The sequence below is a fragment of the Melaminivora jejuensis genome (genome assembly GCF_017811175.1).
GTDB classification, from domain to species: Bacteria; Pseudomonadota; Gammaproteobacteria; order Burkholderiales; family Burkholderiaceae_C; genus Melaminivora; species Melaminivora jejuensis.
The window spans coordinates 1591433-1610513 of record NZ_JACWIJ010000002.1; the positions used below are offsets into that span (position 1 = coordinate 1591433).

Annotated in this window: 18 protein-coding genes and 1 pseudogene; 14 read left to right on the top strand and 5 right to left on the bottom strand. The window is 67.1% G+C overall.

All coding sequences use genetic code 11. The annotated features are described in order from the left end of the window. The first annotated feature begins 69 nt into the window (after positions 1-69). From IDM45_RS07625 to IDM45_RS07645, 5 genes and pseudogenes are all read left to right on the top strand, one after another. Positions 70-1569, top strand: a complete 1500-nt coding sequence (locus IDM45_RS07625; RefSeq protein ID WP_232654189.1) for a protein adenylyltransferase SelO — start codon at positions 70-72, stop codon at positions 1567-1569. After that, on the top strand, positions 1566-1979 hold the full coding sequence (gene msrB, locus IDM45_RS07630; RefSeq protein WP_209422302.1) for a peptide-methionine (R)-S-oxide reductase MsrB: 414 nt from the start codon (positions 1566-1568) through the stop codon (positions 1977-1979). Before IDM45_RS07625 ends, msrB begins: the two co-directional genes overlap by 4 nt. A gap of 3 nt (positions 1980-1982) precedes the next feature. Further along, the gene (locus IDM45_RS07635) at positions 1983-2546 is read left to right on the top strand and encodes a septation protein A (protein ID WP_209422303.1); all 564 of its coding nucleotides are present in this window, start codon (positions 1983-1985) and stop codon (positions 2544-2546) included. Then, on the top strand, positions 2543-2836 hold the full coding sequence (locus IDM45_RS07640) for a BolA family protein (RefSeq protein ID WP_209422304.1): 294 nt from the start codon (positions 2543-2545) through the stop codon (positions 2834-2836). The genes IDM45_RS07635 and IDM45_RS07640 overlap by 4 nt, the downstream gene beginning before the upstream one ends. 92 nt (positions 2837-2928) lie before the next feature. Then, a pseudogene (locus tag IDM45_RS07645) lies at positions 2929-3713 on the top strand (peptidylprolyl isomerase). A 120-nt stretch (positions 3714-3833) separates the two neighbouring features. Here IDM45_RS07645 and IDM45_RS07650 read toward each other — a convergent pair. The 5 genes from IDM45_RS07650 to IDM45_RS07670 all read right to left on the bottom strand — a co-directional run bounded on the left by IDM45_RS07650 (position 3834) and on the right by IDM45_RS07670 (position 10314). Next, positions 3834-4601, bottom strand: a complete 768-nt coding sequence (locus IDM45_RS07650; RefSeq protein WP_209422305.1) for a heparan-alpha-glucosaminide N-acetyltransferase — start codon at positions 4599-4601, stop codon at positions 3834-3836. A 161-nt stretch (positions 4602-4762) separates the two neighbouring features. Next, positions 4763-7354: a bifunctional aconitate hydratase 2/2-methylisocitrate dehydratase gene (gene acnB / locus IDM45_RS07655; RefSeq protein WP_209422306.1), complete on the bottom strand. Its 2592-nt coding sequence runs from the start codon at positions 7352-7354 to the stop codon at positions 4763-4765. Positions 7355-7486: 132 nt separating this feature from the next. After that, the gene (locus IDM45_RS07660) at positions 7487-8140 is read right to left on the bottom strand and encodes a hypothetical protein (protein ID WP_209422307.1); all 654 of its coding nucleotides are present in this window, start codon (positions 8138-8140) and stop codon (positions 7487-7489) included. A gap of 39 nt (positions 8141-8179) precedes the next feature. Next, positions 8180-9190, bottom strand: a complete 1011-nt coding sequence (locus tag IDM45_RS07665; RefSeq protein WP_209422308.1) for an HpcH/HpaI aldolase/citrate lyase family protein — start codon at positions 9188-9190, stop codon at positions 8180-8182. Between the two features lie 137 nt (positions 9191-9327). Then, the gene (locus tag IDM45_RS07670) at positions 9328-10314 is read right to left on the bottom strand and encodes a malate dehydrogenase (protein ID WP_209422309.1); all 987 of its coding nucleotides are present in this window, start codon (positions 10312-10314) and stop codon (positions 9328-9330) included. Between the two features lie 284 nt (positions 10315-10598). Between IDM45_RS07670 and IDM45_RS07675 the strand changes: the two genes are divergently transcribed. The 9 genes from IDM45_RS07675 (at position 10599) to fghA (ending at position 18940) form a co-directional block, all read left to right on the top strand. After that, positions 10599-11390 carry a GntR family transcriptional regulator gene (locus tag IDM45_RS07675; RefSeq protein WP_209422310.1) on the top strand — a complete coding sequence of 264 codons (792 nt, stop codon included), beginning with the start codon at positions 10599-10601 and terminating at the stop codon, positions 11388-11390. Between the two features lie 150 nt (positions 11391-11540). After that, positions 11541-11972: a succinate dehydrogenase, cytochrome b556 subunit gene (gene sdhC, locus IDM45_RS07680; protein ID WP_209422311.1), complete on the top strand. Its 432-nt coding sequence runs from the start codon at positions 11541-11543 to the stop codon at positions 11970-11972. 39 nt (positions 11973-12011) lie between these two features. After that, entirely contained in the window at positions 12012-12377 is a 366-nt protein-coding gene (sdhD, locus tag IDM45_RS07685; RefSeq protein WP_209422312.1) for a succinate dehydrogenase, hydrophobic membrane anchor protein, read from the top strand. A gap of 79 nt (positions 12378-12456) precedes the next feature. Then, positions 12457-14262, top strand: a complete 1806-nt coding sequence (sdhA, locus tag IDM45_RS07690; protein WP_209422313.1) for a succinate dehydrogenase flavoprotein subunit — start codon at positions 12457-12459, stop codon at positions 14260-14262. A gap of 29 nt (positions 14263-14291) precedes the next feature. Continuing rightward, positions 14292-14996, top strand: coding sequence for a succinate dehydrogenase iron-sulfur subunit (locus tag IDM45_RS07695; RefSeq protein WP_209422314.1), 705 nt, complete (start codon positions 14292-14294; stop codon positions 14994-14996). A 19-nt stretch (positions 14997-15015) separates the two neighbouring features. Beyond that, a complete protein-coding gene (locus tag IDM45_RS07700) occupies positions 15016-15294 on the top strand; it encodes an FAD assembly factor SdhE (protein WP_209422315.1) in 279 nt (92 codons plus the stop codon). 56 nt (positions 15295-15350) lie between these two features. Beyond that, entirely contained in the window at positions 15351-16661 is a 1311-nt protein-coding gene (locus IDM45_RS07705) for a citrate synthase (protein ID WP_209422316.1), read from the top strand. A 163-nt stretch (positions 16662-16824) separates the two neighbouring features. Continuing rightward, positions 16825-17940, top strand: a complete 1116-nt coding sequence (locus IDM45_RS07710; RefSeq protein ID WP_209422317.1) for an S-(hydroxymethyl)glutathione dehydrogenase/class III alcohol dehydrogenase — start codon at positions 16825-16827, stop codon at positions 17938-17940. Between the two features lie 121 nt (positions 17941-18061). After that, positions 18062-18940: an S-formylglutathione hydrolase gene (fghA, locus tag IDM45_RS07715; RefSeq protein ID WP_209422318.1), complete on the top strand. Its 879-nt coding sequence runs from the start codon at positions 18062-18064 to the stop codon at positions 18938-18940. The last annotated feature ends 141 nt before the right edge of the window (positions 18941-19081 follow it).

Below are 19081 nucleotides of genomic sequence, written 5' to 3' on the forward strand. Positions count from 1 at the left end.
ACCCAGGCCCAGGCCCGGATCAAGGCCCTGTCCGGCAAGGGAATGACGGGCCCAGCCGACAATGCCGCCATGACTGCCCCCAGCATCGAGCGCCCCCGCCCTGCCCACCCCCGCCCGGCCTTCTGGCAGCCGCACTGGCAGGCCGGCTTTGCCCAGCTCGGCCCGGCCTTTGTCCGGCAAGTCCTGCCCACGCCCCTGCCCGCCCCGCATTGGGTGGCTACCAGCGCCGCCGTGGGCGAGCTGCTGCAACTGCCCGTCGGCTGGCAGCAATCGCACGACCTGCTGGAGGCGTTTTCCGGCAACGCCCTGCTGCCCGGCTGCCAGCCGCTGGCCAGTGTGTACAGCGGCCACCAGTTCGGCGTCTGGGCCGGGCAGCTGGGCGATGGGCGCGCGCTGCTGCTGGGGCAGGTGCAGGGGCAGGAAGTCCAGCTCAAGGGCAGCGGGCGCACGCCGTACTCGCGCATGGGCGATGGCCGCGCCGTGCTGCGCTCGTCGATCCGCGAGTTCCTGTGCAGCGAGGCCATGCACGCCCTCGCCGTGCCGACCACGCGGGCGCTGTGCCTGACCGGCTCGCCGGCACCGGTGGCACGCGAGGAGCTGGAGAGCGCCGCCGTGCTCACCCGCGTGGCGCCCAGCTTCATCCGCTTCGGGCACTTCGAGCACTTTGCCGCACGCCGGCAGTACGCCGAACTGCGCCAGCTGGCCGACTTCGTGATCGAGCGCTGGTACCCGCACTGCCGCGAACAGGCCGACCCCTCGGGCCGCGCCACCTATGCGGCCCTGCTGCGCGAAGTCAGCGAGCGCACGGCGCGCCTGATCGCGCAATGGCAGGCGGTGGGCTTTTGCCACGGCGTGCTCAACACCGACAACATGAGCATCCTGGGCCTGACGCTGGACTACGGGCCGTTCCAGTTCCTGGACGGCTTCGACCCCGGCCACATCTGCAACCACAGCGACACGCAGGGGCGCTACGCCTTCGATCGCCAGCCGGCCATCGGCTGGTGGAACCTGCACGCGCTGGCGCAGGCGCTGATGCCGCTGATCGACGACGCGCACGCCGCCGAGGCCGCGCTGGCCAGCTACGAGGCCGTGTTCACCGAGGCCTATGTGGCGCTGCTGCGCGCCAAGCTGGGCCTGGCCCGGCCCTGCGCGGGCGACGCCGATCTGGTGCAGCAGACCCTGGCCCTGCTGGCCGCCGAGCAGGTGGACTGGAGCATCTTCTGGCGCCGCCTGGCGCAGGCTGCCGGGCAGGATGACTACGCCGCCGTGCGCGAACTGTTCGCGGATCGTGTGGCCTTCGATGCCTGGTTGCTACGATATAAAGAGCTTACAGCGCTTGCTGGACAAGGCTTTGAGCCGGATTTGATGCTGAAAAGCAATCCAAAATACGTGTTGCGCAACTACCTGGCCGAGCAAGCCATCGCGCAGGCCCGGCAGGGCAACTTCGAAGAACTGCAGACCTTGCAGACGCTGCTGGCGCGCCCATTTGACGAGCACCCGGGCTTTGGGCGCTATGCCGGCTTTCCGCCCGAGTGGGCTTCCCGCATCTCCATCAGCTGCTCCTCATGACCTACCCCATCCAGAAGACCGACGCCCAGTGGCAGGCCCACCTGGCACAGTGCGGCGCCGAGCCGGGCGCCTTCGAGATCACCCGCCGCGCCGCCACCGAGCGGCCCTACAGCGGCAAGTACGAACGCCACTGGGCCAATGGCAGCTACCACTGCATCTGCTGCGGCGCCAAATTGTTCGACTCGGGAGCCAAGTTCGACGCCGGCTGCGGCTGGCCGAGCTTTTCCGAGGCCGTGCCCGGCGCCATCCGCGAGATCGAGGATCGCAGCCACGGCATGGTGCGCACCGAAACCGTGTGTGCACAATGCGGCGCCCACCTGGGCCACGTCTTTCCCGACGGCCCGCTGCCCACCGGGCAGCGCTACTGCATGAACTCTGCCTCGCTGGACTTCGAGCCACCGGCCACCTGAGCCATGAAACTGCTGATCGATTTCTTCCCCATCATCCTGTTCTTCGCCGCCTTCAAGCTGTGGGGCATTTATGCCGCCACCGGCGTGGCCATCGCTGCAACCGTGGTGCAGATCGCGTATCTGCGCCTGCGCCACGGCAAGGTCGAGCCCATGCAGTGGATGAGCCTGGGCATCATCGTGCTGTTCGGCGGCGCCACGCTGCTGGCGCAAAGCGAAACCTTCATCAAGTGGAAGCCCACGGTGCTGTACTGGCTCATGGGCGGCACGCTGCTGGCCGGCCAGCTGCTGTTTCGCAGGAACTTCATCAAGAGCCTGATGGGCGCGCAGATCGAGCTGCCCGATGCCGTGTGGAGCCAGCTCAACTGGGCCTGGGCAGGCTTTTTCACGGCCATGGGCGTGCTCAACCTATGGGTGGCCTACCAATTCGACACCGACACCTGGGTCAACTTCAAGCTCTTTGGCGGCATCGGCCTGATGCTCGCCTTCGTCATCGCCCAGGCGCTGTTCCTGGGCCGCTACATCAAGGATGAGCCGGGCCAGCCCCGGCCCGAGGACGTGCAACCATGACCAACACCGCTGACACCGCATCCGCACCCATCGCCATCACCGCCGAGGCCATGCAGGCGCATCTGCAGGAAAAGCTGCAGCCCACCACGCTCGAAGTGCTGGACGAGAGCTGGCAGCACGAGGGCCATCCGGGCGCCAATGGCACGGGCTTTGGCACGCATTTCCGGGTGCGCGTGGCCTCGCCCCAGTTCGCCGGCAAGAGCCGCGTGGCGCAGCATCGCCTTGTGTATGATGCGCTGCGCATTTTCATAGACCAAGGCGCTCACGCCATCGCCATCGAAACCCAGTGAAAGCAGCCCTGCCGGCCTTGCCTTCATTCAAGGCGCCCTCGGGGCTGTTCGTCTTTTCTCCCCCACTCTTTTCTTTCTGTTCTGGATTCCCCATGAAGCAAAAGCTCCTGTCCGGCCTGGTGGCCGCTGCCCTGCTGGGTGCGCTGGCCGTGCCCGCTGTCGCGCAGAACCTGGCTGTCGTCAACGGCAAGGCCGTCCCAAGGAACGCGCCGAGATGCTCAAGCAGCAGGTCGAGCGCTCGGGCCGCCCGATCACGCCCGAGATCGAAGGCCAGATCAAGGAAGAAGTCATCGCCCGCGAGATCTTCATGCAGGAGGCGCAAAAGCGCGGCCTGGAAGCCTCGGCTGACTACAAGGCGCAGATGGAGCTGGCGCGCCAGACCATCCTGATCCGCGAGCTGTTTGCCGACTACCAGAAGACCCACCCGGTCACCGACGAGGAGATCAAGGCCGAGTACGACAAGTTTGCCGCCGCCAACGCCGGCAAGGAATACAAGGCCAGCCACATCCTGGTCGAGGGCGAGGACGAGGCCAAGTCCATCATTGCCGCGCTGAAAAAGGGCGGCAAGTTCGACGAGATCGCCAAGAAGCAGTCCAAGGATCCGGGTTCGGGCGCACGCGGCGGCGACCTGGGCTGGGCCAACCCGGGCAGCTACGTGCCCGAGTTCAGCGAAGCGCTGACCAAGCTGGAGAAGGGCAAGACCACGCAAGAGCCGGTCAAGAGCCAGTTCGGCTGGCACATCATCCGCCTGGACGACACGCGCGAGGCCGAGCTGCCCAAGCTCGACGAGGTCAAGCCGCAGATCGCCCAGCAGCTGCAGCAGCAAAAGCTGATGAAGTACCAGGAAGACCTGCGCGCCAAGGCCAAGGTCGAGTGATATCACAAGGCCCGGGGAGGCTCCCCGGGCGTTGAGTGTGAGCATTGAGCGCCCGGCGTTTTGCGTCGGGCGTTTTGCGTTCTGCGTACAACGCTCAACCTCTCAGGCCGCAAGCGCCTCTCAGCGCATGAAGTGCTCCCAGGTCATGAGCAGGCCGAACATGACCGGCTGGTGCAGCAGGTAGTAGCTCAGCGAATGCCGGCCCAGCCAGGCCAGCGGCTCCGCCGCAGCCGGCAGCGCGCCGGTCAGCACCTGCGGGCGCTGCTGCAGCAGCCAGCGGCCCAACGCCAGGCCCCACCAGATCGCCCCCAGCCAGGGGAAGACCGGCACATAGTCCTCGGTGTAGGGCCGGCGCGTGACCAGGCCCAGCCAGTTGTGCGACCGGTCGTTGAGCGCATCGGCCAGCGCACCGGGCGTCAGCAGCGCCTGCACCACACTGGGCAGGGCCAGAGCCAGCGCACCAGCCAGCAGCAGCCAGCCGATGCGCCAGCCGACACTCAGGCGCGCCACAATCAGCATCACCGCCACGCCGTGCAGGATGCCGAAGTGGATGAAGCTCAGGGGAAAGACCAGAAACGAGCCGGCGCTGACCAGCAAGGCCCCTGCTGCCACCTGCGTCCAGCGGCGCAAAAAGCGCTGGCAATCGACGCCCTGCTGCGCCGCCACCGCCTGCCCCAAGCCGGCGCACAGCAAAAACAGGCTGACGATGCCGATGCGCTGCCAAGTCCACAGCGGGTCGCGCAGGAAGTCCTGCTGCCAGAACTTGAAGTGGTTCAGGTCGAACGCGAAGTGGTACAGCGTCATCCAGACCATGGCCACGCCGCGCAGGGCGTCCAGGCGCCCATGACGCGCCGCGGGTGACAGGGATGCGGGGGCGACAGGATTCATGGGCAAGGCGGCATCGAGAATGCAAAGAGCGCGGCAGAAAAAAACCCGCTCAGACGGTCTGCCTGGCGGGTCAGCGGTTCAGATGCAATGGTTTTGATAGCTGCTCGCGCTTGACTGGCAACGGTTTGCGGCCGTTTTCCTGACAAACGCGAGCAAGACCGTCAAACCTCCACGCCTTCGGCCACTTCGGCGTATTCCTCGATCTGGTCGAAGTTCATGTAGCGATAGACGCTGTCCTTGTCGGCGTCGATCACGCCCATCTCGGCCAGGTACTCCTCCTTGGTGGGCAGACGGCCCAGGCGCGAGGCGATGGCGGCGAGTTCCGCCGAGCCCAGGAACACGTTGGTGTTCTTGCCCAGGCGGTTGGGGAAGTTGCGCGTCGAGGTCGAGATCACCGTCGCGCCCTCGCGCACCTGCGCCTGGTTGCCCATGCACAGCGAGCAGCCGGGCATCTCGGTGCGCGCGCCGGCCGTGCCGAACGCCGCGTAGTGGCCCTCCTTGATCAGCTCGGCCTCGTCCATCTTGGTCGGCGGCGCAACCCACAGCTTGACCGGGATATCGCGCTGGCCGCCCAGCAGCTTGGCGGCTGCGCGGAAGTGCCCGATATTGGTCATGCACGAGCCGATGAAGGCCTCGTCGATCTTGGTGCCGGCCACTTCAGACAGGAACTTGGCGTCATCCGGGTCGTTGGGGCAGCAGACGATGGGCTCCTTGATCTCGTTCATGTCGATCTCGATCACGGCGGCGTATTCAGCGTCCTTGTCGGCCTCCAGCAGCTCGGGCTTGTCCAGCCAGGCCTGCACCTTCTCGATGCGGCGCGCCAGCGTCTTGGCATCCTGGTAGCCGTCGGCAATCATGTTCTTCATCAGCACGATGTTGGAGCGCAGGTACTCCTTGATCGGCTCGGGGTTGAGCTTGATGGTGCAGCCGGCGGCGCTGCGCTCGGCCGAGGCGTCGGACAGCTCGAAGGCCTGCTCGACCTTCAGATCCGGCAGGCCCTCGATCTCCAGGATCTTGCCCGAGAAGACGTTCTTCTTGCCGGCCTTGGCCACCGTCAGCAGGCCCGCCTTGATGGCGTACAGCGGAATGGCATGTACCAGGTCGCGCAGCGTCACGCCGGGCTGCATCTCGCCACGGAAGCGCACCAGCACGGACTCGGGCATGTCCAGCGGCATCACGCCGGTGGCGGCACCAAAGGCCACCAGGCCCGAGCCTGCCGGGAAGCTGATGCCGATGGGAAAGCGCGTGTGCGAGTCGCCGCCGGTGCCCACGGTGTCGGGCAGCAGCAGGCGGTTGAGCCAGCTGTGGATCACGCCGTCGCCCGGGCGCAGCGCCACGCCGCCGCGGTTGCTGATGAACTGGGGCAGCTCGCGGTGCGTCTTGACGTCCACCGGCTTGGGGTAGGCCGCCGTGTGGCAGAACGACTGCATGACCATGTCGGCGGAGAAGCCCAGGCAGGCCAGGTCTTTGAGCTCGTCGCGCGTCATGGGGCCGGTGGTGTCCTGGCTGCCCACGGTGGTCATGCGCGGCTCGCAGTAGGTGCCGGGACGGATGCCCTGGCCCTCAGGCAGGCCGCAGGCGCGGCCCACCATCTTCTGCGCCAGCGTGAAGCCGGCCTTGGACTCGGCGGGCGGCTGCGGCAGGCGGAAGGCGGTCGAGGCCGGCTGGCCCAGGAACTCGCGGGCGCGGGCCGTGAGCGAGCGGCCAATGATCAGGTTGATGCGGCCGCCGGCGCGCACTTCGTCGAGCAACACGTCGCTCTTGAGGGCGAAGTCGGCAATGTTCTCGCCGTTCTTCTCGATGCGGCCGTCATACGGAAAGATGTCGATCACGTCGCCCATGTCCATCTTGGACACATCGACCTCGATGGGCAGCGCGCCCGAATCTTCCTGGGTGTTGAAGAAGATCGGCGCAATCTTGCCGCCCAGCGTCACGCCGCCAAAGCGCTTGTTGGGCACGAAGGGGATGTCCTGGCCCGTGGCCCAGATGACGCTGTTGGTGGCCGACTTGCGGCTTGAGCCGGTGCCCACCACGTCGCCCACGTAGGCCACCAGGTGGCCCTTTTTCTTCAGGTCTTCAATGAACTGCATGGGGCCGCGCTTGCCGTCCTCCTCGGGCTTGAAGGCCGCATCGGGACGGGTGTTCTTCAGCATCGCCAGGTAGTGCAGCGGGATGTCCGGGCGGCTCCAGGCGTCGGGCGCGGGCGACAGGTCGTCGGTGTTGGTCTCGCCGGGCACCTTGAACACCGTGACGGTGATCTTCTTCTCGACCTCGGGGCGGCTGGTGAACCACTCGGCATCGGCCCAGCTTTGCATGACTTCCTGCGCGCGGGCGTTGCCGGCGCGGGCCTTGGCAGCCACATCGTTGAAGAAGTCGAACATCAAGAGCGTCTTCTTCAGCGCCTCGGCGGCCACGCCTGCCACCTCGGCATCGTCGAGCAACTCGATCAGCGGCTCGACGTTGTAGCCGCCGACCATGGTGCCCAGCAGCTCGGTGGCCTTGGCGCGCGAGATCAGATCGACCTGCACGTCACCATGCGCCACGGCGGCCAGGAAGGAGGCCTTGACCTTGGCGGCGTCGTCCACGCCCGGCGGCACGCGGTGCGTCAGCAGCTCCAGCAGAGCAGCCTCCTCACCGGCAGGCGGGTTCTTGATCAGCTCGATCAGCTCGGCGGTCTGCTTGGCATCCAGCGGCAGCGGCGGGATGCCCAAAGCGGCGCGCTCGGCCACATGGTCGCGGTAGGCTTTCAACATATCGTGGTACTCCTCGGGTTTGATGTCTGTGTGAAAAAGCCCAAGCCGGGCGCAAGTGCAGCCCGCACGCCGCCTTTGCGCGGCGCGCTGGCCGGGCGGCCCCGGCTGAGGGTCAGGGGTGCTCAGGGGTGGTCAGCGGCTGCCGAGCGGGTTGTCCAGCAGGCTTTGCGGCGGGTTCTTCTTGAAGCCTTCGGCGACGGCGAACTGCTGCGGGCTCATGCACTCGTCAGCCATGCGCTGGCCGAGTTTCTGGTTCATGAGCATGGACTTGTTGGCGATCTGCAGCCACACGGCGCCGGCGCTGGAATCCTCCAGGCGCACGGCCCCGGTCGAGGTGGCCACAGGCGCCATGTGGTACTTGAAGCCCTTGCCCTGGACGTGGAAGCGCCCGGGCGACTGGGCATCGGGCTGGATATCCACCGAGGCGCCCAGCTCGCAGGCGATGTGGCCGGTGTGTACGCGCTCGGCAATCGCCAGCTCCTCGGGCGTCAGCGCGGCGGCGGCGGCCGCCAGGCCGGCAGCAGCCTGCACAGCGCCGCTGTGCAGCTGGGTACGGCTGCTGGGCGGGCTGGCCTTGGCCACGGCGGTGCTTTTCTTCGGTGCCTTGGCGCTCGTGCTCTTGGCGGGGGCATTCTTGGCTACGGCGCTCTTGGTGCCGGCGGACTTGGCCGGGGCCGCCTTGGCGCTGGCCTTGGGCGCTGCCTTGGCGGACGCAGCCGGAGCGCTTTGCGACCAGGCCAGCGCGGGGGCCAACAGCATCAGGACGGTAGCGGCGAGCATCTTCATGGGGAACTCCTGCGGCAAACGGGGGGAGGGACAACGGCGTCAGGGCGCCATTGTCGCCTCCTGGGCAAACCAGGGCTGCGCACATGGCGGCAGCGCCCGGCCCGTGCGGTGCGCGCGTTCGAGCACCTGCCAGAAATAGCGGTAGCTGGCGCGGTCGTGCAATGTGCCGGCGTCGCTGATGGGCGCCCAGTCGGCAGCCTGGGCGGCAGCCAGGATGCGCGCAGCGTCCTCGACCTCGCGCGCATCGGGCGCCAGCGCTGCCAGGATGGGGCGGATCTGCGCCGGGTGGATGCTCCACATGCGCGTGTAGCCGAACTGCCGGGCGGCGTGCGTGGCGGCGGCCTGCAGCGCGGCGGCATCGTTGAATTCCGTGACCACGCAGTGCGCGGGCACCTTGCCGTGGGCATGGCAGGCGGCGGCGATCTCCAGCTTGGCGCGCACCACCAGCGGATGCTCGAACTGGCCCTGCACACCCATGGCCGAGACGGGGATGGCGCCGCCGTGCGCCGAGACGAAATCCATCAGGCCAAAGCTCAAGCTCTGGATGCGCGGGTGGGCGGCGATCTCGAAGGCGCGCTGCACGGCGGCGGGCGACTCGATCAGCGCGTGCAGCGCCAGATCCGGCGCGCCGGCAGCGTCCAGCAGCCGCTCGGCCGCCAGCACGTCGTCAACCGATTCGACCTTGGGCAGCATGAGGTGGCACAGGCGCGCGCCGGCGCGCCCGGCGATGATGGCCACGTCAGCGGCAAAGGCCGGGTGATCGACGGTATGCACACGCGCCGCCACGCGGGCGCCGGGGGCGGCGGCAGTGGCCAGCTGCGCCACCAGCTCGGCGTGCTGGCGCTCCTGTCCCACGGGCGCGCCGTCCTCGCAGTCCAGCGTCACGTCGAAGACGCAGTGGCCGAACTCCTGCATCAGCTCCTGCTGCAATTGCAGGCTCTTGCGCATCCGCACCTCGACGCCGCTGTAGTGGTCGCATACCGGCAGGTGCAGGCCAGCGGCCTGGGCGTCCAGCAGGACATCGCGGGGATGGGCAGGTGCAGGGGTCATGGGCGCGGGCAGGCTCGGCAAGAAGGGGACAGCAGGAGGAACTACAAAAACAATAGCTGCTGGCGCTTGCCTGGAGCGGCTTTGCGATAGAAAACTATCGCAAAGCCAAGCCCATCAAGCGCGGGCAGCTATGCTTTTTACAGCAGGTGCTTGACGCCGTCCTGCTCGCCCTGCAGCTCGGCCAGGGTGGCGTCGATGCGCTCCTGCGAGAAGGCGTCGATGGCCAGGCCTTCGACGATCTGGTACTTGCCGTTCTCGGTCGTGACGGGGAAGCCGAACACGATGTCCTTGGGGATGCCGTATTCGCCGTTGGAGGGCACGCCCATGGTCACCCACTCGCCGCCGCTGCCCAGCGCCCAGTCGCGCATGTGGTCGATGGCGGCATTGGCCGCAGACGCTGCCGAGGACAGGCCGCGCGCGGCGATGATGGCCGCGCCGCGCTTGCCCACGGTGGGCAGGAACACGTCCTTGTTCCACTCGGCGTCGCCGATGGCGTCCTTGACGCTCTTGCCAGCGGCGGTGGCAAAGCGGTAGTCGGCGTACATGGTCGGCGAGTGGTTGCCCCAGACAGTGAGCTTTTTGATGTCGCCAACCTTGAAGCCGCCCTTGGCCGCCAGCTGCGAGGCCGCGCGGTTGTGATCCAGGCGCAGCATGGCGGTGAAGTTCTCGCGCGGCAGGTCAGGCGCGCTCTTCATGGCGATGTAGGCGTTGGTGTTGGCCGGGTTGCCCACCACCAGCACCTTGACATCGCGGCTGGCGACTTGGTTGAGCGCCTTGCCCTGGGCGGTGAAGATTTGCGCGTTGGCAGCCAGCAGATCGGCGCGCTCCATGCCGGGGCCGCGCGGGCGCGCGCCCACCAGCAGGGCGTAGTCGGTGTCCTTGAAAGCGGTTATGGGGTCGGAGTGGGCCTCGATGCCAGCCAGCAGCGGGAAGGCGCAGTCTTCCAGTTCCATGATCACGCCCTTGAGGGCGTTCTGTGCTTTTTCATCCGGGATTTCGAGCAACTGCAGGATGACGGGCTGATCCTTGCCCAGCATCTCGCCGGAGGCGATGCGAAACAGCAGGGCGTAACCGATCTGGCCGGCGGCACCGGTGACTGCAACGCGGACGGGGTTCTTGCTCATGGGAAAACTCCAGATGACTCAGGTGGGATGGGTGAGTGGTGCAAGGCAGCACCAGCGCGTCATCAGCAGCTTTTGTGCCCCGCAGAAACAGCGCGCGAGTTTACTGCCGAAAACCGTGCATGGTCAATTTGTCTTATGTCTTATATAAGATTATGATGGCTTGCTTACGCGGCGCTTGCCCGGCTGTCCCGACTGTCCAGCCCTGTGGCGCACGCCAGCCGCCAAGCCCGGCGCCCCCGCATCTGCGCCCTGCCCCCACGCGCTCCTGCCTATCCGCGATTGCCATGTCCTCCCTGCCCCTGCCCGCTGCCGAATCCGGCGCCGCAACCGGCGCCGGCGCCTCGCCGCCGGCGCCCGCCTTCAGCCCGCTGTACCAGCAGATCAAGGGCCTGATCCTCAACAGCCTGCAGCACGGCGAGTGGAAGCCCGGCGAGGCCATCCCCAGCGAGATGGAGCTGGCCGCGCGCTTTCGCGTCAGCCAGGGCACGGTGCGCAAGGCCATCGACGAGCTGGCCGCCGACAACCTGCTGCTGCGCCGCCAGGGCAAGGGCACCTTTGTCGCCACGCACGCCGAGCGCCAGGTCCAGTACCGCTTCCTGAAGCTGCAGCCCGACAGCGGCGATGCGCGCGGCGAAGCGCCGGCGCAGCGCACCATCCTGGAGTGCCGGCGCCTGCGCGCCAGCGCCGACGTGGCGCGCGCGCTGGCCCTGCGCTCGGGCGACGCCGTGATCCAGGTGCGGCGCGTGCTGTCGTTTTCCGGCGTGCCGACCATCCTGGAGGACATCTGGCTGCCCGGCCACGCCTTCAAGGGCCTGACTGCCGAGCAGATGGCCAGCTACCCTGGCCCGACCTATGCCATGTTCGAGCTGGAGTTCGGGGTGCGCATGGTGCGCGCCGAAGAGCGGCTGCGCGCCGTGCTGCCTGACGAGCAGCAGGCGCACTGGCTGGCCATCAGCAGCGCCACGCCGGTGCTGAGCGTCGAGCGCCTGTCACACACCTACAACGATGTGCCGATGGAGCTGCGTCGCGGCCTGTACCGCACCGATACGCACCACTACCGCAACGAGCTGAATTGAAGCCGGCAAGCTGAACCGATGCAGCTTCCATGCGCCTGACAACCCCACGTAAGCAATTGTCGCAGTCGCTGCGTGTTGCATTGCAATAGAATTTTGGGTTGTCTGCCCGCGTGCAATTACAACGCAGTTACATCGACAAGGATCCACGCCATGAACGAGAGTGCCAAGAAACGGCCTGAATTTCGCAACCTCAACCTGTTCGGCGACATACCGACTTACCGCCTGCCGCTGGCCGCGCTGGTATCCATCTTGCACCGGGTGAGCGGCCTTTTGATGCTGATCCTGCTGCCGCTGATCATCTGGCTGTTCGACAAGTCGCTCACCTCCGAGATCTCGTTCGGCACCTTCCGGGCGGCCTTCGAGGTGGGCATCGGCTTCGTGCCCGCCTGGCTGCTCAAGCTGGTCGTGTTGGCGCTGATCTGGTCGTACCTGCACCACCTGTTTGCCGGCGTGCGCCACCTGTGGCTGGACGTGACGCACAAGACCACCAAGGACTTTGGCCGCCAGACTGCCGCCGCCACGCTGGTGGCCGCCGTCGTGCTGACGCTGGTGCTGGGCGCCAAGCTGTTCGGCCTGTACTGATCGCCCGCACCCCACAACCCGTACCCGAGGAGAAACCACATGGCCGCAACCTATGGCTACAAGCGCACCGCCGTCGGCGCCCACTATGGCTGGCGCGACTTCCTGGTGCAGCGCATCAGCGCCGTGCTGATGCTTGTGTTCACCCTGCTGATCCTGACCAAGGTGCTGTTCACCGCCGGCCCCATCGGCTACGACACCTGGGCCGCCATCTTCGCCCCGCAGTGGATGAAGGCGCTCACCTTCGCCGTCATCGTCGCGCTGATCTGGCACGCCTGGGTGGGCGCCTGCAGCATCTGGTACGACTACGGCAAGCCCGCTGGCGTGCGTCTGCTGCTGCAGGCGCTCACGGCCATCTGGCTGGTGGCCTGCGGCGGCTGGGCCGTGCAGGTGCTGTGGCGCCTGTGATCCGCCCACGCGATCGCACGCGCGCCACGCCCACCACCGCCCTCCTTCCGGAAATCCACCGCACACCGTCCCCACGACCATGAGTTACACCCAAAAAGATATCGCCCGCCGCAAGTTCGACGTCGTCATCGTCGGCGCCGGCGGCTCGGGCATGCGCGCCTCGCTCGAACTCTCGCGCGCCGGCCTGTCGGTTGCCTGCCTGTCCAAAGTGTTCCCCACCCGCTCGCACACCGTGGCCGCCCAGGGCGGCGTGTCCGCGTCGCTGGGCAACATGAGCGAGGACAACTGGCACTACCACTTCTACGACACCATCAAGGGCGGCGACTGGCTCTCTGACCAGGATGCGGTCGAGTTCATGTGCCGCGAGGCGCCCAAGGTGGTCATCGAGCTGGAGCACTTCGGGATGCCGTTCGACCGCAACCCCGACGGCACCATCTACCAGCGCCCCTTCGGCGGCCACACCGCCAATTACGGCGAAAAGCCCGTGCAGCGCGCCTGTGCCGCCGCCGACCGCACCGGCCACGCCATGCTGCACACGCTGTACCAGCAGAACGTGGCCTCCAAGACCAACTTCTTCGTCGAGTGGATGGCGCTGGACTTGATCCGCAACAGCGCCGGCGAGGTCGTCGGCGTCACCGCCATCGAGCTGGAGACGGGCGACCTGTACGAGCTGCACGCCAAGGCCGTGCTGCTGGCCACGGGCGGCGCGGGCCGCATCTTCGCCGCCTCGACCAACGCCTTCATCAACACCGGCGACGGCCTGGGGATGGCAGCGCGCGCCGGCATCCCGCTGCAGGATCTGGAGTTCTGGCAGTTCCACCCCACCGGCGTGGCCGGCGCCGGCGTGCTGCTGACCGAGGGCTGCCGTGGCGAGGGCGCTATTTTGCTCAACAGCAACGGCGAGCGCTTCATGGAGCGCTACGCCCCGACGCTGAAAGACCTGGCGCCGCGCGACTTCGTCTCGCGCTCCATGGATCAGGAGATCAAGGAAGGGCGCGGCTGCGGCCCCAACAAGGACTACATCCTGATGAAGCTCGACCACCTGGGCGCCGACACCATCAGGAAGCGCCTGCCCTCGGTGGAGGAGATCGGCCACAACTTCGCCAACGTGGACATCACCAAGGAACCCATCCCCGTCGTGCCCACCATCCACTACCAGATGGGCGGCATCCCGACCAACATCCACGGCCAGGTCGTGACCTGGGACGGCGAGAGCAACAACGTCGTGCCCGGCCTGTACGCCGTGGGCGAGTGCGCCGCCGTGTCGGTGCATGGCGCCAACCGCCTGGGCACCAACTCGCTGCTGGATCTGCTGGTCTTCGGCAAGTCGGCGGGCCGCCACATCGTGCAGTTCGTGCGCGAGTTCGGCGAGCACCACGACGTGCCGGCCAATGCTGCCGAGCGCACGCTGGCGCGCCTCAACCAGATCGAGGGCAACAAGGACGGCATCTACGCCCAGGACGTGGCCAATGAGATCCGCCAGACCATGCAGCAGCACGCCGGGGTGTTCCGCACGCAAAAGAGCATGGACGAGGGCGTGGCCAAGATCGCCGAGATCCGCAAGAAAGTCGCCGCCATCGGCCTCAAGGACAGCTCCAAGGTCTGGAACACCGCGCGCATGGAGGCGCTGGAGGTGGACAACCTGATCGAGGCCGCGCAGGCCACCATGGTCTCGGCCGCCGCGCGCCACGAATGCCGCGGCGCCCACACCGTGGACGACTACGAGCACCCCGCTGACCACCCCACGGCCCCGCTGGGCCGCGATGACGCCAACTGGCTCAAGCACACGCTGTGGCACAGCGCCACCAACAGCCTGACCTACAAGCCGGTGACCATGAAGCCCCTGACGGTGGAGAGCATTCCGCCCAAGGTTCGCACCTTCTGACCTGGTCGCCGCCACGAAAGACACAAGCCATGCAACGCACCTTCAAGATCTATCGCTACGACCCGGACAAGGACGCCAAGCCCTACATGCAGACCATGCAGGTGGAGCTGGACGGCCATGAGCGGATGCTGCTGGACGCGCTGGTCAAGCTCAAGAAGCAAGACCCGACGCTGTCGTTTCGCCGCTCCTGCCGCGAGGGCGTGTGCGGCTCGGACGCCATGAACATCAACGGCAAGAACGGCCTGGCGTGCCTCACAAACATGAAGTCGCTGACCGGCGACATCGTGCTCAAGCCCCTGCCCGGCCTGCCGGTGATCCGCGACCTGATCGTGGACATGACGCAGTTCTTCAACCAGTACCACTCGATCAAGCCCTACCTGATCAACGACACGCCGACCTCACCGTCCAAGGAGCGCCTGCAGTCGCCCGAGGAGCGCGAGGAGCTCGACGGCCTGTACGAGTGCATCCTGTGCGCCAGCTGCTCCACGGCCTGCCCGAGCTTCTGGTGGAACCCGGACAAGTTCGTCGGCCCGGCGGGCCTGCTGCAGGCCTACCGCTTCATCGCCGACAGCCGCGACCAGGCCACCAGCGAGCGCCTGGACAACCTGGAAGACCCGTACCGGCTGTTCCGCTGCCACACCATCATGAACTGCGTGGACGTGTGCCCCAAGGGCCTCAAGCCTGCAGCCGCCATCAGCAAGATACGCGAGCTGATGGTGCGTCGCGCCATCTGACCCCCTGAAGGCGGGACGCATGGCCGACTCCGGCGAGACGCTGCTGACCGAGCGCGAAACCTCCGTGCTGCGCTGGCGCTGCCGGCGCGGCCTGGTGGAAAACGACTTGTTCATCGAGCGTTTCTTCAACACCCACGGCGCCCAGCTGAGCCACGCCCAGGCGCGCGGCCTGGCGCAGCTCATGGATCTGTCCGACAACGACCTGCTCGACCTGCTGCTGGTTCGCACCGAGCCCAGCGGCGAGCTGGACACCGAGGAAGTGCGCGGCGTGCTGGCGCAAATGCGCCAGCGCCCCTGAGGGCGCCGCCCTCCTCCCTTTTGCCCAAGCCAACACAACCCCCAAGGAAACCGGAAATGAAACTGGCCGACAACAAAGCGACGCTCTCGTTCAGCAATGGCAACCCGAGCGTGGAGCTACCGGTCTATCAAGGCACCATCGGCCCGGACGTGGTGGACATCCGCAAGCTCTACGGCCAGACCGGCATGTTCACCTACGACCCGGGCTTTTTGTCCACGGCCTCCTGCCAGTCGTCCATCACCTACATCGATGGCGACAAGGGCGAGCTGCTGTACCGCGGCTACCCCATCGAGCAGCTGGCCACCAAGTGCGACTACCTGGACACCTGCTACCTGCTGCTCAACGGCGAGCTGCCCAATGGCGGCCAGCGCGACGAGTTCCATCGCCTGGTGCTCAAGCACACCATGGTCAACGAGCAGATGCAGTTCTTCCTGCGGGGCTTTCGCCGCGACGCCCACCCCATGGCCGTGCTGACGGGCCTGGTGGGCGCGCTGTCGGCCTTCTATCACGACAGCACCGACATCAACAATCCCGAGCACCGCCACATCGCCGCCATCCGCCTGATCTCCAAGATGCCGACGCTGGTGGCCATGGCCTACAAGTACGGCAAGGGCGAGCCGTACATGTACCCGAGGAACGAGCTGAGCTATGCCGGCAACTTCCTGCGCATGATGTTCGGCACACCGTGCGAGGACTACAAGGTCGATCCGGTGCTGGAGCGCGCCATGGATCGCATCTTCATCCTGCACGCCGACCACGAGCAGAACGCCTCCACCTCCACCGTGCGCCTGTGCGGCAGCTCGGGCACCAACCCGTTCGCCGCCATTGCCGCCGGCGTGGCCTGCCTGTGGGGCCCGGCGCACGGCGGCGCCAACGAGGCCTGCTTGAACATGCTCGAAGACATCCAGGCCAACGGCGGCATCGCCAAGGTCGGCGAGTTCATGGAGCAGGTCAAGGACAAGAACTCGGGCGTGCGCCTGATGGGCTTTGGCCACCGCGTGTACAAGAACTACGACCCGCGCGCCAAGCTGATGCAGGAGACCACCAACGAGGTGCTCGAAGCCCTGGGCCTGCACAACGACCCGCTGTTCGCCCTGGCCAAGAAGCTCGAACAGATCGCCCTGGAGGACGATTACTTCGTGCAGCGCAAGCTCTACCCGAACGTGGACTTCTACTCGGGCATCGTGCAGCGCGCCATCGGCATCCCGACCAAGCTGTTCACCGGCATCTTCGCGCTGGCGCGCACCGTGGGCTGGATCGCGCAGCTCAACGAGATGATTGCCGACCCCGAGTACAAGATCGGCCGCCCGCGCCAGCTCTTCGTCGGCGCACCGCGCCGCGACGTGCCCGAGCTGGGCCAGCGCTGAACCGGCTGCCGGCCACGCACCACCATCCGCCACACCCGCAGGGGCCGCGCGCCCTTGCCCCCGGCCCGCAGGTGTCATGCCTGCGGGCTTTTTCGTTTTGGGCGACCGTGGCCTACAGTGCCAGCTTCCGCCTCCCTCCAACATCCGACAGAAAAGGTCTGCCATGAAATCACGCGCCGCCGTCGCCTTTGCCGCTGGCCAACCCTTGCAAATCATCGAGATCGATGTCGCACCCCCGAAGGCTGGCGAAGTGCTGGTGCGCATCACGCACACCGGCGTATGCCACACCGACGCCTTCACCCTCTCGGGCGACGACCCGGAAGGGGTCTTCCCCGCCGTGCTGGGCCACGAGGGCGCGGGCATCGTCGTGGAAGTCGGCGAGGGCGTGACCAGCGTCCAGCCGGGCGACCACGTCATCCCGCTGTACACCGCCGAATGCGGCGAGTGCCTGTTTTGCAAGAGCGGCAAGACCAACCTGTGCGTGGCCGTGCGCGCCACCCAGGGCAAGGGCCTGATGCCCGACGGCACCACGCGCTTTTCCTACAACGGCCAGCCCATCTACCACTACATGGGCTGCTCGACGTTCTCCGAATACACCGTGGTGGCCGAGGTCTCGCTGGCCAAGGTCAGCCCCGAGGCCAACCCCGAGCAGGTCTGCCTGCTGGGCTGCGGCGTGACCACCGGCCTGGGCGCCGTGAAAAACACCGCCCGCGTGCAGCCCGGCGACAGCGTGGCCGTGTTCGGCCTGGGCGGCATCGGCCTGGCCGTGGTGCAGGGCGCAAAGCTCGCCGGTGCCGGGCGCATCATCGCCATCGACACCAACCCCGCCAAGTTCGAGCTGGCGCGCACCTTCGGCGCCACCGACTGCGTCAACCCAAAGGACTACGAGCAGCCCATCCAGCAGGTCATCGTCGAGATGACGGGCTGGGGCGTGGATCACAGCTTCGAGTGCATCGGCAACGTTCATGTCATGCGTGCGGCGCTGGAATGCGCGCATCGTGGCTGGGGCCAGAGCGTCATCATCGGCGTGGCCGGCAGCGGCCAGGAGATCAGCACCCGGCCCTTCCAGCTGGTCACCGGGCGCAAGTGGCTGGGCACGGCGTTTGGCGGCGTCAAGGGCAGGAGCGAGCTGCCCGGCATGGTCGAGGACGCCATGGCCGGGCGCATCCAGCTGGCGCCGTTTGTCACGCACACCATGCCGCTGACCGATATCAATGAGGCCTTCGACCTCATGCACCGGGGCGAATCCATCCGCTCGGTAGTGCATTACGCCCCATGAACGCAGACTGAGGCAGGCAAAAACCATAGCTGCCAGCGCTTGTCCTGCAACGTTTTCAGATATTTTTCATTCTGAAAGCCAATGCTGACAAGCGCTCGCAGCTATCAATCAAGGAGTACACATGACTGCAGCACAGCAGACCCAGCCCACACTGGAGCTTCTCAGCACCCACGCCTGCTTTGGCGGCGAGCAGCGCTACTACCGCCACGACTCGGCGGCCACCGGCCTGCCCATGCGCGCGGCGGTGTACCTGCCGCCCAAGGCGCTGGCCGGCGCACCCGTGCCGGCGCTGCTCTACCTGGCGGGACTGACCTGCACCGAAGACACCTTCCCGACCAAGGCCGGCGCGCAAAGACTGGCCGCCGAGCTGGGCCTGGCGTTGATCGCCCCGGACACCAGCCCGCGCGGCGCGGGCGTGCCCGGCGAGGCCGACGCCTGGGACTTCGGCATCGGCGCGGGCTTTTACCTGGACGCCACGCAGGCCCCCTGGTCGGCGCACTGGCGCATGGAAAGCTGGCTGCTGGCCGAGCTGCTGCCGCTGCTGGCCGATGCGCTGCCCATCGACGGCCAGCGCCTGGGCATCACCGGCCACAGCATGGGCGGGCACGGCGCACTGACCCTGGCGCTGCGCCACCCGGGGCGCTTCAGGAGCGTCTCGGCCTTCGCGCCGATCTGCGCGCCCACGCGCTGCCCCTGGGGCGAAAAAGCCTTCACCGGCTACCTAGGCGCCGATCGCAGTACCTGGAGCGCGCACGACGCCACCGAACTGATGAGCGGCCACCGCAGCGCGCCCTGGCCGGCCGGCATCCTGATCGACCAGGGCCTGGACGACAAATTCCTGGCCGAGCAGCTGCACCCGCACCTGTTCGAGGCCGCCTGCCAGGCTGCCGGCCAGCCCCTCACGCTGCGCCGCCACGCCGGCTACGACCACGGCTACTACTTCGTGCAGACCTTCATGGACGAGCACCTGCGCCACCACGCACGCCAGCTCATGGGCTGAGCGGCTGAATGGCTGAACGGCCCAGCGCCCGGGCCACCGCCGGCCTACGGGCTTTGCCGTTGCTTGGCAAGCCGCGCGCAATTCGCAGCACGCCTGTACGGCATTCCTTGGCAAAGCCCGGGCCGGGCCGCACAATCGCAG

Excerpts from the sequence above, each read along its gene's own strand:
- msrB (WP_209422302.1), top strand. The coding sequence starts at position 1,566 with ATGACCTACCCCATCCAGAAGACCGACGCCCAGTGGCAGGCCCACCTG.
- IDM45_RS07640 (WP_209422304.1), top strand. The coding sequence starts at position 2,543 with ATGACCAACACCGCTGACACCGCATCCGCACCCATCGCCATCACCGCC.
- IDM45_RS07650 (WP_209422305.1), bottom strand. The coding sequence starts at position 4,601 with ATGAATCCTGTCGCCCCCGCATCCCTGTCACCCGCGGCGCGTCATGGG.
- IDM45_RS07705 (WP_209422316.1), top strand. The coding sequence starts at position 15,351 with ATGAAACTGGCCGACAACAAAGCGACGCTCTCGTTCAGCAATGGCAAC.
- IDM45_RS07665 (WP_209422308.1), bottom strand. The coding sequence starts at position 9,190 with ATGACCCCTGCACCTGCCCATCCCCGCGATGTCCTGCTGGACGCCCAG.
- sdhC (WP_209422311.1), top strand. The coding sequence starts at position 11,541 with ATGAACGAGAGTGCCAAGAAACGGCCTGAATTTCGCAACCTCAACCTG.
- IDM45_RS07660 (WP_209422307.1), bottom strand. The coding sequence starts at position 8,140 with ATGAAGATGCTCGCCGCTACCGTCCTGATGCTGTTGGCCCCCGCGCTG.
- IDM45_RS07625 (WP_232654189.1), top strand. The coding sequence starts at position 70 with ATGACTGCCCCCAGCATCGAGCGCCCCCGCCCTGCCCACCCCCGCCCG.
- sdhA (WP_209422313.1), top strand. The coding sequence starts at position 12,457 with ATGAGTTACACCCAAAAAGATATCGCCCGCCGCAAGTTCGACGTCGTC.
- IDM45_RS07695 (WP_209422314.1), top strand. The coding sequence starts at position 14,292 with ATGCAACGCACCTTCAAGATCTATCGCTACGACCCGGACAAGGACGCC.
- IDM45_RS07635 (WP_209422303.1), top strand. The coding sequence starts at position 1,983 with ATGAAACTGCTGATCGATTTCTTCCCCATCATCCTGTTCTTCGCCGCC.
- IDM45_RS07675 (WP_209422310.1), top strand. The coding sequence starts at position 10,599 with ATGTCCTCCCTGCCCCTGCCCGCTGCCGAATCCGGCGCCGCAACCGGC.
- acnB (WP_209422306.1), bottom strand. The coding sequence starts at position 7,354 with ATGTTGAAAGCCTACCGCGACCATGTGGCCGAGCGCGCCGCTTTGGGC.
- fghA (WP_209422318.1), top strand. The coding sequence starts at position 18,062 with ATGACTGCAGCACAGCAGACCCAGCCCACACTGGAGCTTCTCAGCACC.
- IDM45_RS07710 (WP_209422317.1), top strand. The coding sequence starts at position 16,825 with ATGAAATCACGCGCCGCCGTCGCCTTTGCCGCTGGCCAACCCTTGCAA.
- sdhD (WP_209422312.1), top strand. The coding sequence starts at position 12,012 with ATGGCCGCAACCTATGGCTACAAGCGCACCGCCGTCGGCGCCCACTAT.
- IDM45_RS07670 (WP_209422309.1), bottom strand. The coding sequence starts at position 10,314 with ATGAGCAAGAACCCCGTCCGCGTTGCAGTCACCGGTGCCGCCGGCCAG.
- IDM45_RS07700 (WP_209422315.1), top strand. The coding sequence starts at position 15,016 with ATGGCCGACTCCGGCGAGACGCTGCTGACCGAGCGCGAAACCTCCGTG.